The organism is Gemmatimonadales bacterium, assembly GCA_036500345.1.
Classification (GTDB): domain Bacteria; phylum Gemmatimonadota; class Gemmatimonadetes; order Gemmatimonadales; family GWC2-71-9; genus Palsa-1233.
The window spans coordinates 1-17,039 of the sequence record DASYCE010000023.1; the positions used below are offsets into that span (position 1 = coordinate 1).

The following is a 17,039-nucleotide window of genomic DNA, read 5'->3' on the forward strand; positions in this document are numbered from 1 at the left end:
CGACGTCGTGGCGGGGGTCTCGCTCGAGCCGGTCATCTCGGCGGTGTACCTGACGCTCTGGGCGTGATGGACGATGGGACGCGGCCCAGGTGCGGCGGCGGCGAGTCCCAGGGCGGCGATGGTCATGAACATGTGATCCTCGGAGTGTTGGACGGTCCCGGGGACGACGGTCACCCGGTCGGATGCACCGCAGATGCTATTGCGGGTGCGCTCCCGCCAGCAACTTGGTCAGATCGGCGATCGCGATCCGGCGCACCGGCCGAGACCGGACGAAGACCACCGTCTTGCCATCGGGGGTCAGGGTGGCGGCACCTTCATCCGCCGCGGTGTGCGTCAACTGGCGGCGTACTCCGGTCTTCCGGTCGAGAAGACCCAAATCGCGAGTTGCTCCGTTCACCACCAGATAGAGGATTTTCGAGCCGTCGTCCGAGACGTACGCCACGTTGTCACCGGGATTCAGCAGCGACGCGGCATCCCTGTCGCTCCCGATCGGTACCGCGTAGAACGCAAAGCCTGCTGCCGCGGGCTGGGCAACGATTGCCGAATCTCCGGGAAGCAGGTCAACGGCAAATGAGTTGTTGTGCTTCCAGATCGGTGTGAAGGTTCCATCGTCCTTCACGATCATCGAGGCGAACTGTCCCGTCGCATCGACAATGTTCGCGAGAACCTCGGGCCGGCCAGTCCGGCCACCGACCTGATTCAGATTGCCGGATTTCGTGATCCGTTGCGGCTCGCCGCCCGAGGCCGCGACCTTCCACACGTCCTCAATCCGCGAATCGTGATCAGAGGCGAAATAGATCGACGACCCGTCGCCGCTCCAGACCGGGTTCTGCTCCGTTCCCGGCCAGTTGTCGAGTTGACGCGGTGTGCCACCGGCAAGATCAACGACCCAGAGATCGGGCGTTCCGCTCCGATCCGAAATGAACGCCAGGTGAGATCCGTCGGGCGACCATGCCATCTCGGAGTTGCTGCCGCCCTCGACCAGCGTTCGCAGCGGCCCGCCACCAATCGGCATGACGGCGATGTCGCTCACGTTGCCGCCGTGATCGATCCGGAACGCCACTTCCTTCCCGTCAGGCGAGAGCTGCATCAGCGTGGCCCGGATCGAATCGGGCGTCAACCGGTGCTCGGTGCTGTCAGCGAGGGACATTGCCCAGATCCCGCTCTCACCCTGGCCGGTGGTGTAGACCAGCTTGCGGGATCCCGGAAACCACTGATCGATCGTTTCCTGGTCGGCGTCATCTGTCACCCGGATCTCGGGCCCGCCTGCGGTGGGAACGACCCAGAGATCGGTCTGGCGCCCGCGATCCGACTCGAACGCAATCCACCTCCCGTCCGGCGACCAGTATGGCCTGGTGTCGTTGCGGATATCGCGAGTGAGTTGTCGTGGAGCACCGCTGTCGGCCGAGACAACCCAGATATCTGACGTGCCGGTCCGCCGTGATTCGTACACGATCTCCTTGCTGTCAGGCGACCAGACCTGATCGGTCTGTGCAAACACTTCGAAACCGTCGGTCGTCAGCTGCCGCGGATGCTGTCCCGCGCTGTCGGCCACCCAGATCGTCTGCTTGCTCCCCTCGAAGACGTCGTACGCGATTCGAGTGCCGTCAGGCGACCAGAATCCGACGTAGGGCAGGGATTCTCCCGGGACCAGCGGTGTGGTGGTGTGATGGCTGATCGACAGGGCGAACGACGTGTACGTCCCGCCGCCCGATCCCGTCGTCGCGAAATAGGCGATCCGGTCGCCATCGCGATTCCACATGACAGGGACAGCGAGACCCGACTCGTGGGTGATTTGTTGCGGTGCGCCGCCAGCGGAAGGAACGATCGCGATCTGGAGCAGCCCACCATCACTTGATGTGACGGCGACGCGTGAGCCATCGGGCGACCAGACCGGGGCGTACATGGCGAGTGATGTCACCGGAACTTTGACGGGGTTCTTCATCGCCGCGTCCGATGTCCACAGTTGCTGCACCTGTCCGCTCGGCTCCCACCAGTCGATCCGTGAACCGTCGGGTGAAAAGCGGGCCAGCGATTGATTGGCGCTGTCGGGCGAGATGAACGTGACTGGGGGCAATCCCGACGGTTTCGGTGCACACGCCGCGAGGGACAGCAGCCCGCCGGCGAACATCATCCGCTTCATGGTGTTGCTCCTGGTTTCTTCGCACCCACCAGCACGCTGTCGATCCCGTGCTGGATCCTGCCCACGACGCTGTCCTGCGCCGCGAGCACGTTGCTGACATTGGGGCTGTAGGTATCCGCCCAGAGCGACCGCGAGGTCACCGGGTCGGTGAACTGGACATTGATTCGCATCACGTCGCCGGCCCGGAAGACCGTCGCCTCGACCACTGCATCGAGCTGCAGCTCCTTCGCGATCTCGCGCGTCGTCTTTGACGATCCCTTGTAGTGCATCATCTCTGAGCGCGATGCCACGGTCACCTTGCCCTGGCGCGAGAGCGCATTGGTCAGCGCGTCGTGCATCGCGGCGACGAAGATCGAGTCCTTCCCCGAGATATCCTCGATCGGCATCACACCGATCCGCTGGATCCGCCCGCTGCCGCGATGGCTGAGGAACCACGCGCCAGCAATGACGAGCAGCAGCGCCACCGCCGCGATCCACACCGCGACCCGGCGACGGCTGGCCGGCGCACCGCCCGGGTATCCCGGGAGCCGGCGCGTCGTCGTCGGCGTGACGCCGCCGCTCACCGACGTGCCGATCAGGTCGAGTTGTGCCATCAATTCATCGGCGCTCTGCCACCGATCGGCCGGATCCTTGGCGAGGCAGCGCATCACGATCGCGGCGAGTGCGTCACCGACCTCGGGCCGGAACTCGCGGACGTCCTTCGGCGCCTCCATCACATGCGCCGCGAGAATTCCCTGCGGCGTCTCCGCCGAGAACGGCGTGCGGCCGGTCAGCATCTCGTACATCAGGATGCCGAGGGCGTAGATGTCGGCGCGCTGGTCGATGTTGGCATCGCCCATCGCCTGTTCCGGCGCCATGTAATGCGGGGTGCCGACCGCCATCCCGACGGTCGTCATCGAATCGCCGCCGGCCGCGGTGACCGCCTTTGCCACCCCGAAATCGGTGACGACCGCGTGCCGCCCGCTCAGCAGCACATTGCCCGGCTTGATGTCGCGATGGACCACGCCGCGTGCGTGCGAGTACGCCAGCGCGTCGGCGACTTCCTTGAAGATCCGGATCGCATCGGGAATCGGCAGCCGCTTCTCGCGGCCGAGGCGGTCGCGGAGCGATTCGCCTTCAACGTACGGCATCACATAGAAGAGGAAGCCCTGCACCTCTCCCGAGTCATACAGCGACAGGATATGCGGATGGTTGAACTGGGCGACGAACTTGATCTCGCGCGGGAAGCGCTCCGAGCCGAGCGCCGCGGAGAGCTCCGGCCGAAGGACCTTCAGCGCGACCTTCCGGTCGTGCTTGAGATCGCTCGCCAGATAGACGGTGGCCATCCCGCCCGCACCGACCTCCCGGTCGATGGCGTACCGGCCAGTCAGTGCCTCGGCGAGCTTTGCCTGCGCGTCAGTCACTTGGCTCCGGGATATCGATAAGTTCGCCCGGCGCGATGGGACGTGGGGCCGGCCGGAAGAGAGTTGATAGTACGGAGGAACCGGTCGCGCGGCAATCGCATCGGCGCCGATGTCGATTTTGGCGGTTCTCGTTCGACGCCCTTGTAGAGACCGAGCGGGCGGCCAACGTGGCCGTTCCTCAACAGACCCGAAACCTGAAAGAGGCCCACAATGCGGTTCATGGTGATCGTCAAGGCGAGCAGGGAATCCGAGGCCGGAATTCTTCCCACCACGGAGTTGCTCGATTCGATGGGGAAGTACAACGAACAACTGGTCAAGGCCGGCGTCATGCTCGCCGGCGACGGACTTCACCCGTCCTCCAAGGGCGTGCGGATCAAGTTCGATGGCGGCAGGACGACGGTGACCGACGGGCCGTTCGCTGAGACGAAGGAGCTGATCGCCGGCTACTGGATCTGGCAGGTGAAGTCGAGGGACGAAGCAATCGAATGGCTCAAGCGCGCCCCATTCGGCGGCGGCGCGGAGATCGAATTGCGCCAGGTTTTCGAGCCGGAAGACTTCGGCGCCGCCGCCACGCCGGAGATCCTCGAGCGGGGCGCGCGGACCCGCGCCGCGGCCGAGGCCAATCGCAAGTGACGGTGTTACACTCTTTGACCGGCGCCGGGGATACCATCCACGGCGCCGCCGGGCAGATGTAACGGAGCGAACAACCAGGAGCACGTATGAGCAGCGTTCGAGTTCTCGTCGGAACTCACAAGGGTGCGTTCATTCTGACGTCCGATGGCAAACGCAAGAAGTGGGACGTGAGCGGGCCGCACTTTGCCGGCTGGGATATCTACCACGTGAAAGGTTCGCCGGTCGATCCCGAGCGCCTATACGCCTCGCAATGCAGCGGCTGGTTCGGCCAGACGATTCAGCGATCCGACGATGGCGGCAAGAGCTGGAATCCGGTGGGCAACCAGTTCACCTACGACGGCGTGCCGGGAACACACCAGTGGTACGACGGCACGCCGCATCCCTGGGAGTTCAAGCGCGTGTGGCATCTCGAGCCCTCGCTCACCGACGTCGACGCGGTCTACGCCGGTGTGGAAGACGCAGCGATCTTCAAGTCGACTGACGCCGGCCAGCACTGGCAGGAACTCTCGGGGCTGCGCCAGCACGGGTCTGGGTCGCGCTGGCAGCCCGGTGCCGGCGGGATGGGGCTGCACACCATTCTTCTCGACCCCGTGCACCATGGCCGGATCTATATCGCCATCTCCGCGGCGGGTGTCTTCCGCAGCGACGACGACGGCGCGAGCTGGGAGCCGATGAATCGCGGGCTGCGATCGCAGTACATCCCCGACCCCGACGCCGATGTCGGTCACTGCGTCCACCGGATCGCCATGCATCGCGATCGGCCCGACGTCCTCTTCATGCAGAAGCACTGGGACGTGATGCGCAGCGACAACGCCGCCGAATCATGGCGCGAGGTGAGCGGCAATCTCCCCTCCGACTTCGGCTTTCCGATCGACGTCCACGCGCACGAACCGGAGACGATCTACGTCGTGCCGATCAAGAGCGACGGCGAACACTATCCGCCGGAAGGGAAGCTGCGGGTCTATCGCTCCCGCACCGGTGGCAACGAATGGGAAGCACTCACCAACGGACTGCCCCAGGAGAACTGCTACGTCAACGTCCTGCGCGAGGCGATGGCGGTCGATTCACTCGACTCGTGTGGCGTCTATTTCGGCACCACCGGGGGTCAGGTCTACGCATCGGCCGACGCCGGCGACCACTGGGAGCCGATCGTGCGCGACCTGCCGTCGGTCCTCTCGGTCGAGGTCCAGACGCTGCAATGATGCGGGTCGAATTGCCGGCGCACCTGCGGACGCTGGCGCGCGTTGAGGGCGCCGTCGAACTCGATCCTGCGGTGCCGGTGACGATCCATTCGACGCTCGACGCGCTCGAGTCGCGGTACCCGATGCTGCGCGGTACCATCCGCGATCACGTCACCTATCGACGGCGGCCGTTTCTCCGCTTCTTCGCCTGCGGCGAGGATCTGTCGCACGATCCCGCCGACAACCCGCTCCCCGACGCGGTCGTGCGGGGCGATGAGCCGTTGCTGGTGGTGGGAGCGATTGCGGGGGGGTGACGACCGGTCCGGCTGCCGTATGACGCGGACGCCCGCGCCTCAGCGTCATGCAGCTAGTCGACGCAGAAGAATCCGCTGAACGATCCGTCCTGTCCGCGAACCAGCTGAACGTCGGTCGTCCTGGGCGGCGATGTGGCCGGCGCTCCAGTGTAATAGGACGCCTGGAGCAGCGAACCACTGATCCGCCCGCTCAGATGGATCGGGTAGGTGCCGCCGGCAAAGTTCACCAGCGGCTCGTTTGTTCCGGTCAGCTGGAAGGTGCCGTCATCGTTGACGTGGATCGGACCGGGCGTGATGAAGGTGAGGCACGGGACCCGCACCTGGACGCTGTCTCCATCGGCAACGAGTCGCAAGTCAACGCCGCCCCAGCGGCCGGACAGTGAAGACGACTCGCCGGTCGAGCAGCCGGCGCCGAGGGCGAGGAGTCCGCACAGAGCGGCGACTTGGTATCGTGATGGCGACGGCATGATTTGAGTATATCACATTGTCTGAGGCCCGCAATCGAGCGCGTCCGGCACATCGACCGCCCTACACGTGCCGCCGCCGTGCCACCGCCGTTGAGATCAGCACCGCCAACCCGGAATAGAGCGTCAGCAGGATCACCCACGACGGCCGCAGCGTCGCGCCGGTGAGGATCGTGGCGCTCCGGAACTCCGCGTCACGCGTCTTGAGCCACTCTCCGTGCGCCCACCGCGCAACACCGGTCCCGAGCGATTCGCCGAACGCCTCCTGGAACGCCACCTCGATCGGCTGTTCCGATGACCAGAATCTCTGAAATCGCTCCCGCCCGTACTGCGAGATCAGTCCGGCGACCAATGTCGGCCTCGGCCCGCGGACGGTGGCGAACGTCACGGTCGGATCCACCGGAGAGCTTCGCTCCAGCGTGATGTCCGTGGGAATTCTCGCATCCGGCCACGTCGTGACTGCGGGATGCAGCACCATGGTGCTGCACGATCTGGTGTCGCCATCGAGACATCGCACCCCGTCGGCACCGTACTCGTAGGGCGGGCGAAGGAGTCCCGCGAGGTCGAGCGTTCCGGTTTCCTCTGCGATCGTGAAGAAGGCGTTCCTCGGCAGGTCAGGCCGCATCGAGCTGCGCATCATGTCCCACGGCCCGAATTCATCCGGCCCCGGAACCAACCAGTGATTCGACCGCGCTCCCTGGTATCTCGTCGCGGTGAGCCATTGCTGGACTGCCTTGCCCGGCGGCCCGAACGCGGCGTTCAGTATGCACGGTGCGGTGGCGAGCTCGAAGGCGCCGTCGCTGACAGACACCTTTCCGCCGCGGTAGTAGCCCGAGAGCACCGCAAGGCACCACCGCGTGCGACCTCGCGTCGCGAATACCGCACCCTGGTACCAGCCCCAGGAGAAGCGAGCCACCTGATTGAGGCTGTCGTTCTGGACGATCACGGCGACATGCAGCGAGGTATCGACGGCCCCGATCCTGGCCCAGAGCGATGTTACCATCGCTTGCAGGTCCGTCGTTGCGATGGTCGCGGGATATCCCTGCATGACGAGCTGTGGCGCAGGACCCGTCGGCTGCAGGCGATCGAGATACGCCAGCGCCGAGTCCCGCTGCGCAAGCTGGGTCCACCGTCCCACCGCATCGTACTCGCGCGCTTCGAGCGATTCGAGCTCGGCGCTGCGATCCACGATTCGCGCGTCAGCGCTGTCGACCGGTCTGGTCCGGTGCCAGAGCGGCAGCAGCACCGCCGCCAGAGTCAGCGCCGCCAGACCGGCGCGGCGTCGCTTCATCCCCATCGTGCCGCTCCCAGCGCTCCCGCGAGCGCCACGATGGTCCATCCGATCGCAAGCATCACCCGGGGGGCCGTCACCGGCGACGTATTCGGACGCAACCCGACCAGCTGCGCGCGCCAGCGAACGATCAGCGAATCCAGCGGGATCCCTGCCGCTGCCACCAGCGCCGGCTCGACATCCGCGCTCCCGGCGTCGCGGAAGCGCCCCCACGCGCCGGCTCCGCCAATGTCGATGGCGGCACGCAGCAGATCGGCGCGAAGCATGGTGGCAAACGGGCCGCCGATGGCGGCGTCGGTCGAGCGGCGAACGGCGAGCGTCACGGCGCACGCCTCGACATCGCCCCTGACGCAGGCCCGCTGACCTTTTCCGGTCCCCGTCACAAGGAGATACATCGCAATGTTGCGGCGATCATGATCGGTGTTGTTCACGGGTGGTGCAAAGCCGAGCCACTGCTGCAGGCGCAGCGGCAGCTGATTGAACATCGATGTCGTGTACTGATCGATGAGCGTTGCAGCGACATTCGCCGGCAGGCTGTTGCGGCTCGATCGGAGCGAACTCCCGGTATCCGGAAGTCCGGTCAGCACCAGCGTACCCGGAGTCCGTCTGGCGTCGTCGGTGCTCTCCACCCGGGCTGGTCTCAAGTCCACGACAATACGAAAACCGTCGGACGATGGTACGGCGGTCCCGAACCATCGGCCGGTCGCGTCCGCGAATTGGTCGAGCGCCGTGACCGCGGCGTTCCGTTGGTCGCGGGACCCCGACATCACGAGCTGGCCTCGCTGTGCGAGCTCCACGGTGTTTGAATCGCCCCTGATCATTGAATCGCGCAGCGACCGCACCTGTGCCGCCAGGCGCACCACCGAGTCGCGCCACGCATTCACCGACTGCGCCGGTGACCGGATCGGCAGGAAGAGCGGAAGCGCGAGCACCCCCCAGCGGATCGCGCTACGCATCGAGGAGCATCCAGCGTCCACCGAGCGGTGCGAACGGACCCGGGAAGATCGCGAGCGCTCGCACGGCCATCCACAACAGGTTCACCTTGGGCGCGATCAGGATCACCGCGACGTGCACCGCGAGAAAGAGGCCGACCAGCCGGATCGCGATCCCGATCGTCCGGGTCGAAGCCGACGCGAATGCGAAGCACATCGCGAAGAGGAGCAGCAGCGTGATGGCGAACTTCGCGGCGATCGCATCGGGATAGGTGCGGATCCCCGGCGGCAGATCGAGCCCCAGCGTGGCGACATGCGCCCCGAGCCAGAGCGCCAGCGCCACCGGCAGCAGCATCACCAGGCCAGCCGCGTACCGGAGCAGCACGTACCGCCACCGTGGCACCGGCAACAGCATCGCGTACACATGCTGTCCGCGCCGGTCCGACATCCACGTCCCGGCGGCGAGGATGATCGCCGCCACAGCGGCAAGCGCGGGATAGAAGAATCCCCACAGCTCGAGCTCGGTGAGAAAGAGCGGCAGGTTCGCCACCGCGCCACTCCATCCGGTCCGGATCGATACGATCGGCAGCGCGAACGCCGTCAGCGCCAGCGCCGCCACGAGCGTCCGCATCGCCATCCACTGGATCTTCACGATTGCCCTGAGCATCACGCCGCCCCCTCAGTTTCTTCGTCCGCACGATCGGTCCGGAATGCGCGCAACAGTTCCACGAAGCCATCTTCCAGATCGAGATCCGCGACCTCGCGCAGCGTCACACCGCCGCGATCGAACCATCCCGTCATCGCCGGCTCCCAACCGCGCACGACCCAGCTCTCGGTCGATCCGCCTTCATGCGTGCGCGCGAGCACCGTGAACGGCGTTGCCGCGAGATCGAGCGCGATCTCCGTCGAGACGCGGATCCGCTTGTTGCCGTTGCGGAACTCGCTCATCGGCAATTCCACCACCAGCCGCCCGCGATCCATCACGCCGATCCAGTCGCAGAACCGTTCGAGTTCGTGCACCAGGTGGCTCGAGACCAGCACCGTCGCGCCGTGCGTCGACACGTACTCCAGCAGCGCGGCCAGCACATCACGGCGGACCACCGGGTCGAGACCATCCATCGGTTCGTCGAGCACCAGGAGGTCCGGGCGCTGACAGAGCGCGAGGAGCAGCATCAGCTTCGCCGTTTCGCCCTTCGACAAGCCCGACACCTTCTGCGACGCACGCAGCCGGAAATCGCGCAGCAACGTCGCGGCCCACGTCGCGTCCCACGCCGGATAGAATGCCCGATGAAAGTCCAGCGACTCGGTCACCGTCAGGTACCGATGGAGGTGCGGCCGGTCGGGGATCACGCCGATCCGCGCCAGTGCCGCGGGGAGCTGATCAGGAATCGCGTGACCCAGCAGAGCGATCGACCCCGCGTCGGGCCGCAGCAGGCCGAGCAGCATGCGGATCGTCGTCGTCTTGCCGCATCCATTCGGCCCGAGGAAGCCGTACAGCGCCCCCGTCGGCACCGCGATCGAGAGATCCTCGATCGAGAACTCCCGGGAAGTGCGGTAGGTCAGTCCGTGCGTTTCAATCGCGAGACTCATCGACTCTCTCCTCCTCCATCCAGTTCGTGGCGGATCGCCTCACGCAGCTCCTGCCGGGAGAGGCCGAGGCGCGCGGCATCGGCGAGCATCTGGCGCGCGAGACGCCGGGCCTGCGCCACTCGCTCTCGCGACCGGCTCTCCACCGGCATGCTGCGGACGAACGTCCCCGCGCCCTGCTTCAACTCGACAAATCCCTCATCCTCGAGGGTTCGATATGCCTGGACCACCGTCGCCGGATTGATCCGCAGCCGCCCCGCCAGCTCCCGCACCGAGGGGAGGATCTCCCCCGGCCGAAGCTCCCCCGTCGCCACCGCGGCCTTGAGCCGCACGGCGATCTGCTCGTACAGCGGGACGGCGCTCTTCGGGTCGAGATCAGCGAGCATGTGGCTCCGGGTGTATCGCTAACTGTATCACTGTACCGATACAGTATCGGCCTTCCGGCCTGCCGTCAATAGGTCCCCCTCCGGCCACTCCGTCGGCGGCGTTGCTTCGCGGTCCGGTTCACGCCTGATTGCGGGCGATGTCAGCGACCGAAACCCACCGCGCCGTCGAAGCGGTCTGGCGGATCGAATCGTCCCGCCTGATCGCCGGCCTGACCCGCTTTGTCCGCGACGTTGGCCACGCCGAAGACCTCGCCCAGGACGCCCTCGTCGCCGCCCTCGAGCGATGGCCGGTGACCGGAATTCCCGACAATCCAGGTGCCTGGTTGATGGCGACTGCGAAGCACCGCGCGATCGACCAGATGCGCCGGTCGACCCGCGTCGATGCCAAGCACGCCGAGATCGGTGTGGCGCTCGATGCCGAACGCGACGCCGAGGTCGACCTCCTCGACGCCGCAATCGACGACCCGGTCGGCGACGACCTCCTCGGCCTGATCTTCATGACCTGCCACCCGGTCCTCTCCAGCGAGGGCCAGGTTGCGCTGACGCTCCGTCTCCTCGGCGGGTTGTCGACGCCGGAAATCGCCCGCGCCTTTCTGGTGCCGGAGGCGACGGTGGCGCAGCGGATCGTGCGCGCCAAGCGCACCCTGGCGCAGGCAAAGGTCGAGTTCGACGTGCCGCGCGGGAGCGACCTCACCGCGCGGACTCCCGCCGTCCTCGGCGTGATCTATCTGATCTTCAACGAGGGATACTCGGCGACCGCGGGCGACGCGTGGACCCGTCCGACATTATGCGACGAGGCGCTTCGCCTCGGCCGGATCCTCGTCGGGCTCGCACCGCAGGAGCGTGAGGTCCACGGGCTCCTCGCGTTGATGGAGCTGCAGGCGTCGCGGCTTCGCGCGCGCTCCGGTCCGGCGGGTGAACCGATTCTCCTCCTCGACCAGGATCGCGCCCAGTGGGACCAGCTGCTGATCCGCCGCGGTCTCGCCGCACTCGACCAGGCCGGCGCTTTGGGCGAGCTCGGCCCGTACGGCCTGCAGGCGGCGATCGCGGCGTGTCATGCGCGCGCGCGCATTGCGTCCGAAACCGACTGGACACTGATCGCGGCACTCTACGGCGCGCTGGTCGCACTCTCGCCATCGCCGGTGGTCGAACTCAATCGCGCCGTGGCCGTCGGCATGGCAGTCGGGCCCGCGCCGGCACTGGCAATTGCCGATGCGCTCGGAAGCGAGGGTTCTCTCGAGCAGTACTACCTCCTTCACGCCGTGCGCGGCGATCTCCTCGAGAAGCTCGGCCGGTTCGAGGAAGCTGCGGCGGAATTCGATCGGGGCGGGACGCTGACGCGCAACGAACGCGAGCGGACCATTCTGCTCGACCGTGCGGCCGCAGCGCGTCGCCAGTCTGGCGCGGCAGCCGATCGGCCGGCATCTTAGGCCGTCCTTCCAGCGAGATGATATTCACGGCCGCAGCCGCCACGCTGCAGCAGAACTGTCCACCACCGAGATCAGCATGAATCCATTCGAACCACCGGTACCTGGCGAGGCAGCCGAATATTTCGCCGGTTACATCGCCAAGGCGCCGCGCGGCGACGTCCGTCGCACGTTGCACTCGCAGCGATCCGACGTCCTTGCGCTCGTCCGCAGCGTGTCGGAAGAGCGGTCGCTCTTCCGCTATGCGTCGGACAAATGGTCGATCCGTGAGGTGCTCAGCCACGTCAACGACACCGAGCGCATCTTCACCTACCGGATGCTCTGGTTTGCCCGCGGCATCGAGACGGAGGTGCCGAGCTTCGATCAGGATGTGGCCATCGCATCGGCCGGCGCGAATGAGCGCGCCTGGGCGAGCCACGTTGCGGAATTCGACGCGGTTCGTGGCGCATCGATCGCGCTTTTCGACTCGCTCCCCGACGAGGCGTGGGGACGGCGTGGAGTGGCCGGCGGCAATCCAATCACCGTTCGGGCGCTGGCGTACATCGTGGCGGGCCACGTCGCGCACCACGTCGACCTGTTGCGGACCAGATATCTCGCCTGACCGGCATCGGCTTGCCGCCGTGGTAGTTTTGATGCATTCCCGCACCACAAGATCCGGATGGAGGATGTCATGCTCTGGTCGCTTCCTGTCTTCGCCGCGCTCTTCGCCGCACCGCATCCCGCGCCTCGGACACCCGTGCCTGCTGCAGAACGGGCGCGCTGGGATGCGCGCGCTCACGACGTCACCATCATCCGTGACGACTGGGGTATCGCCCACGTCTACGGCAAGACCGACGCGGACGCGGTCTTCGGCGGCATCTACGCGCAGGCGGAAGACGATTTCAATCGTGTCGAGATGAACTACATCAACGCGATGGGACGCCTGGCCGAGACCGAGGGCGAATCCGCGATCTGGCGAGACCTCCGCATGAAACTCTTCATCCATCCCGACACGCTGAAGGCGCTCTACGCCACGTCGCCGGCGTGGCTCAAGTCGCTGATGGACGCATGGGCCGACGGCCTCAACTTCTATCTCGACAAGCATCCACAGGTCACGCCAAAGGTGATCAGGCATTTCGAGCCATGGATGGCGCTCTCGTTCACCGAAGGGAGCATCGGTGGCGACGTCGAGAAGATCAATCTCGGTGCGCTGCAGGCGTTCTACGGCGGGAGCGGCGCCGCGGCGGCGCCGGAGAATCCCGGGACCGGCGACGGCATGCCGCCCGAGCCCGGTGGTTCCAACGGCATCGCTGTATCAGCGAACAATACAGTGAATCATCATGCACTCCTGCTGATCAATCCGCACACGTCGTTCTTCTTCCGGTCGGAACTGCAGATGGTGAGTGACGAGGGACTCGACGCGTACGGCGCGTCGACGTGGGGGCAGTTCTTCATCTATCAGGGGTTCAACGACAAGATCGGCTGGATGCACACGTCGAGCGCGGTCGATGCCACCGACGAGTTTCTCGAAACGGTGACGAAGCGCGGCGACCACTATGTCTACAAGCACGGCAACGACGAGCTCCCGGTCCGTGAGGCGGTGATCACCGTGCCGTACAGGACCGCGAACGGGATGGCGGAGAAGAAATTCACCGTCTACTACACGCAACATGGACCCGTGACCCACACGGTCGGCGACAAGTGGGTCACCTTTGCGATGATGAACGAGCCGGTCAAGGCGCTCACGCAGTCGTACATCCGCACCAAGGCGCGCGACTACAAGACTTTCCGGCAGTCGTTCGACCTGCACACCAATTCCTCGAACAACACGATCTTCGCCGATGCCGCGGGTGACATCGCCTACTTCCACGGCAACTACATCCCCCGGCGCGACACGTCGTTCGACTGGACGCGCCCGGTCGATGGCAGCAACCCTGCGACCGACTATCACGGATTGCTCTCGGTTGATGAGACGCCGCACCTCTTCAATCCGGCGAGCGGGTGGCTCTACAACTCGAACAATTCGCCGTGGTCGGCGGCGGGGCCGAGTTCGCCGAAGAAGGACGATTTTCCGAGGTACGTCGACAACGGCACCGAATCCGCGCGCGGGTTGCATGCGATCCGCGTGCTGCAGAATCGCAAGGATTTCTCGCTCGAGGGATTGCGCGCGGCGGCGTTCGATTCATACCAGACATGGTTCGAGAAGCCAATTCCGGCGCTCATCGCCGCGTGGGACGCGCTCCCCGCCGGCGATTCGCTGAAGACGAAGCTGTCGGAGCAGATCGGCATGCTGCGCAGCTGGGACCTGCGCTGGTCGGCGTCGTCGATACCGACGACGCTCGCGGTCTACTGGGGTTCCGACATCCAGCGCGCCGGCCGCGGTGCCGGCCGCGGCGCGGGGCGAGCTGCAGGTGGCGGCGCCGCAGCCGGTGCTCCGTCGGCAGCTGATCCGCTCGGCAACCGCGTGACGCCCGCGCAGATGCTGCAGTCGCTCGTCGCCGCGTGCGACAAGCTGACCGCCGACTTCGGCACCTGGAAACAGCCATGGGGTGAGGTCAATCGCTTCCAGCGCGTCGACGACAGCATCACCGCAACATTCAGCGACGCGGCACCGAGCATCCCGGTGATGTTCACCACCGCGACGTGGGGATCGCTGGCATCGTTCGCGACTGCGCGCACCACCGCGCAGGCGAAGAAACTCTACGGCACCAGCGGCAACTCGTTCGTGTCGGTGATCGAGTTCGGCGACAGCGTCCGGGCGATCGCCGTCACCGCGGGCGGGGAGAGCGGCGATCCCAAGTCGAAGCACTTCAACGATCAGGCCGAGCGGTACGCGACCGGCAACCTGCGGCCGGTGTACTACTACCGGTCACAGCTCAAGGGGCACACCGAGCGGGAGTATCATCCGGGAAGCTGAGCTCGGGTCGAGATCTCCGAAGCAGCAACGCCGGCGACATGATGTCGCCGGCGTTGTCGTTGAGAGCTACGCGTTCATGCCCCCGAAATAACGCTCAATGCGGTACCGCGATCGCCGGCTCTCCCGCAGCCTTCCGCTTGGCGTTCAACGCCGCAAGCCCGGTGGTCCGCAGCGCATTCCACTTGAGCATCACTGCGGCTGATGCCGAACGAGCCTCGGTGCACGCTGCCACCTGACTCGCTGTAGGCGCGACTTCCGCACTCTGCATCGCTTGAGCTGCAGCCATCGACGCGCTGCTCGCACCGTCAAGCGTCGTGGCACCACCAGCTGCTGCGCCGCCGCGACCACGTCCGCCGGCCCGACCCGCCGCCGCACCCGGCACTCCTGCGGCACCCGCCGCACCGGCCCCGCCGCCGCGACCACCGCGCCCGCCGCCACGACCGCCGCGCCCTCCGCCTGCGCCCGCCGCCGCCGCCGGCGCCAGCGAATCAACTTTCGCCTTGAACGCGGCCACATCGCTCCCGCTCGCCTGATCGAGTGCGGCCGAGAGTGCGCGCGCCGCGTCATAGGCCTCGCGCGTGCGGCGGGCGTTGTCATACATCTCGCGCGTGAGCGACGAGAGCTGCGTCAGCGCAAGCGCCGGCGTCCTGATTCGCGGATCGAGCCGCACCGTGATCGGCTGGGTGTAGCTCTTGCCGTCGACGGTAAGCCGGACGCTGTACGCTCCCGGCGGGACCCATGGCGACGCAACACCCGGGTAAGTGCGATGCGGTACTGCTCCGCCGGCACCCCCGCCGCCACGGCCACCACCACCGGCGCCGATCGGATCATAGTGCATGTCCCAGCTCCACCGATGCATCCCGTGCGCGGCGGAGAGCGCCACCGACGGCGCCGGCCAGTAAAGCGGTAGCGAGCAGTCCGGTGCTGTCGGCGTCGCCTTGCAGATCTCGTTGTACTTCATCGGATCGCGCGCGGGATCGGGATTCATCGCCGTCTCGTCGCTCGTGTAAGACCGGAGCACGTGATGCGCCGCGTCGAGAATGTCGAGCGTGACATGTGACGCATCGGCGGCGAGGTAATAGTCGATCAGCGCCCCCGGGGGCGGATTCTCGCCGGCCGGGAGTTCCGGCGGCCACGGCGTCGGATCGTTGCCCGCAAAGCGGATCCGCACCGCTGTTTCCGGCTTGAAGAGATAGTTCCCGCCGGCGGCAAGCGCCGCCGCTTCCTGACGGAGCGGCGTCACGTCGTCGAGAATCCAGAAGCCGCGCCCGTGCGTTCCCGCCACGAGGTCGGAGCAGAGACAGGTCGAATCATCCTTCACCTGGATGTCTCGCACCGAGATCGCCGGCATGTCGAGCTTGAGCGACTGCCAGTGATTGCCGTCGTCGAACGACACCCACACCTGCAGGTCGGTCGACGCATAGAGCAATCCCTTGACCCGCGGATCCTCGCGGATCGAATTCGCCGCCGCACCGCCCGCGATCCCGTTGTCGATCTCGGTCCACGTCTTCCCGCCGTCGTGCGTCCGCCAGAAGTGCGGATTGAGATCGTCGAGCCGCAGGGTGTTCGCCGCTGCATACGCGGTGAGCGTATCGAAATGCCCCGCTTCAATGTTGAAGATGCGGGTCCACGGCTTGATCGCGGCCGGCGTGACATTGCTCCAGTGTGTGCCGCCGTTCGTCGTCACCTGGATGTTGCCGTCGTCGGTCCCGGCCCAGAGGACGTTCAGGCTCCTCGGCGACGCCGACAGCGCCGTGATCGCGCCCTGCGCCGCCGGTGTCACCGTCGAAGCATACTTGCCTGCCGTCGCGGGAACCGCCCAGTCCGCGCCGCGGGAGAGATCCGGCGAGATGCGGGTCCACGAGTGACCGTGATTGATCGTCTTGAAGACCGCATTCGACGCATAGAAGAGCACGTCGGGACGCACCGGCGACCAGACGATCGGCATGGTGCGCACGTTGCGGCCGAAGTCACCGGTGCGGACACTCGCATCCGGCCCCATTGTCGTTGTCTGTCCGGTCTTCCGATTGTAGAGCGAGACGTTGGTCCGCTGGCTCGCGTAGACCTGATCGGGGTCCTTCGGATCGGGTGCCGCGACACCGTATTCCTGGATATTGACCGGATGCCAGTCGTGGAAGGTGATCTCGCCGTCCGGTGACCGCGACTCGACGCACGCCGACCCGGAATCCTGCTGGCCGCCGCACACCATGTAGGGGAACGAGTTGTCGGTGCTGACGTGGTACATCGCCGCCGTTGGCTGGTTGTACCAGTTGCTCCACGACTTGCCGCGATTCGCCGAGACCACGCCGCCCTGATCCGAGACGACCAGCAGCACGTCGGGATTCACCGGATTGATCCACGTCTTCTGGTAGTCGTCGCCAC

The 17,039-nt window shown here is 66.2% G+C and carries 15 protein-coding genes; 6 read left to right on the forward strand and 9 right to left on the reverse strand.

The genetic code is table 11. From position 1 onward, the window contains the following. Positions 1-196: 196 nt before the first annotated feature. Together VGM20_10350 and VGM20_10355 are read right to left on the reverse strand one after the other, a co-directional pair. Complete coding sequence (locus VGM20_10350) at positions 197-2,143, reverse strand: DPP IV N-terminal domain-containing protein (protein ID HEY4101262.1); 1,947 nt, start codon at positions 2,141-2,143, stop codon at positions 197-199. Then, the gene (locus VGM20_10355) at positions 2,140-3,546 is read right to left on the reverse strand and encodes a serine/threonine-protein kinase (protein ID HEY4101263.1); all 1,407 of its coding nucleotides are present in this window, start codon (positions 3,544-3,546) and stop codon (positions 2,140-2,142) included. The genes VGM20_10350 and VGM20_10355 overlap by 4 nt, the downstream gene beginning before the upstream one ends. A gap of 210 nt (positions 3,547-3,756) precedes the next feature. Here VGM20_10355 and VGM20_10360 point away from each other — a divergent pair, with 210 nt between their 5' ends. From VGM20_10360 to VGM20_10370, 3 genes are all read left to right on the forward strand, one after another. Further along, positions 3,757-4,179 carry a YciI family protein gene (locus VGM20_10360; protein ID HEY4101264.1) on the forward strand — a complete coding sequence of 141 codons (423 nt, stop codon included), beginning with the start codon at positions 3,757-3,759 and terminating at the stop codon, positions 4,177-4,179. 86 nt (positions 4,180-4,265) lie between these two features. Then, positions 4,266-5,381, forward strand: a complete 1,116-nt coding sequence (locus tag VGM20_10365) for a sialidase family protein (protein ID HEY4101265.1) — start codon at positions 4,266-4,268, stop codon at positions 5,379-5,381. Then, on the forward strand, positions 5,378-5,674 hold the full coding sequence (locus VGM20_10370; GenBank protein HEY4101266.1) for a MoaD/ThiS family protein: 297 nt from the start codon (positions 5,378-5,380) through the stop codon (positions 5,672-5,674). Before VGM20_10365 ends, VGM20_10370 begins: the two co-directional genes overlap by 4 nt. Before the next feature lie 53 nt (positions 5,675-5,727). On the opposite strand, the gene VGM20_10375 is transcribed toward VGM20_10370, so the two are convergent. From VGM20_10375 to VGM20_10400, 6 genes are all read right to left on the reverse strand, one after another. Next, positions 5,728-6,141 carry a hypothetical protein gene (locus VGM20_10375; GenBank protein HEY4101267.1) on the reverse strand — a complete coding sequence of 138 codons (414 nt, stop codon included), beginning with the start codon at positions 6,139-6,141 and terminating at the stop codon, positions 5,728-5,730. A gap of 61 nt (positions 6,142-6,202) precedes the next feature. After that, positions 6,203-7,429, reverse strand: a complete 1,227-nt coding sequence (locus tag VGM20_10380) for a hypothetical protein (GenBank protein HEY4101268.1) — start codon at positions 7,427-7,429, stop codon at positions 6,203-6,205. Then, positions 7,426-8,385, reverse strand: a complete 960-nt coding sequence (locus VGM20_10385; protein ID HEY4101269.1) for a hypothetical protein — start codon at positions 8,383-8,385, stop codon at positions 7,426-7,428. Before VGM20_10385 ends, VGM20_10380 begins: the two co-directional genes overlap by 4 nt. Further along, positions 8,378-9,031, reverse strand: coding sequence for a hypothetical protein (locus tag VGM20_10390; protein HEY4101270.1), 654 nt, complete (start codon positions 9,029-9,031; stop codon positions 8,378-8,380). The genes VGM20_10385 and VGM20_10390 overlap by 8 nt, the downstream gene beginning before the upstream one ends. Next, complete coding sequence (locus VGM20_10395) at positions 9,028-9,951, reverse strand: ABC transporter ATP-binding protein (GenBank protein HEY4101271.1); 924 nt, start codon at positions 9,949-9,951, stop codon at positions 9,028-9,030. Before VGM20_10395 ends, VGM20_10390 begins: the two co-directional genes overlap by 4 nt. Next, positions 9,948-10,334: a GntR family transcriptional regulator gene (locus VGM20_10400; GenBank protein HEY4101272.1), complete on the reverse strand. Its 387-nt coding sequence runs from the start codon at positions 10,332-10,334 to the stop codon at positions 9,948-9,950. Before VGM20_10400 ends, VGM20_10395 begins: the two co-directional genes overlap by 4 nt. A gap of 137 nt (positions 10,335-10,471) precedes the next feature. Here VGM20_10400 and VGM20_10405 point away from each other — a divergent pair, with 137 nt between their 5' ends. The 3 genes from VGM20_10405 (at position 10,472) to VGM20_10415 (ending at position 14,657) form a co-directional block, all read left to right on the forward strand. Further along, positions 10,472-11,764, forward strand: coding sequence for an RNA polymerase sigma factor (locus VGM20_10405; GenBank protein ID HEY4101273.1), 1,293 nt, complete (start codon positions 10,472-10,474; stop codon positions 11,762-11,764). A gap of 76 nt (positions 11,765-11,840) precedes the next feature. Then, positions 11,841-12,362: a DinB family protein gene (locus VGM20_10410; GenBank protein HEY4101274.1), complete on the forward strand. Its 522-nt coding sequence runs from the start codon at positions 11,841-11,843 to the stop codon at positions 12,360-12,362. Positions 12,363-12,431: 69 nt separating this feature from the next. Beyond that, positions 12,432-14,657 carry a penicillin acylase family protein gene (locus VGM20_10415; GenBank protein ID HEY4101275.1) on the forward strand — a complete coding sequence of 742 codons (2,226 nt, stop codon included), beginning with the start codon at positions 12,432-12,434 and terminating at the stop codon, positions 14,655-14,657. Positions 14,658-14,751: 94 nt separating this feature from the next. Here VGM20_10415 and VGM20_10420 read toward each other — a convergent pair. Then, positions 14,752-17,039 (reverse strand): hypothetical protein (locus VGM20_10420; protein HEY4101276.1); only part of this gene is annotated, 2,288 nt, incomplete at its 5' end.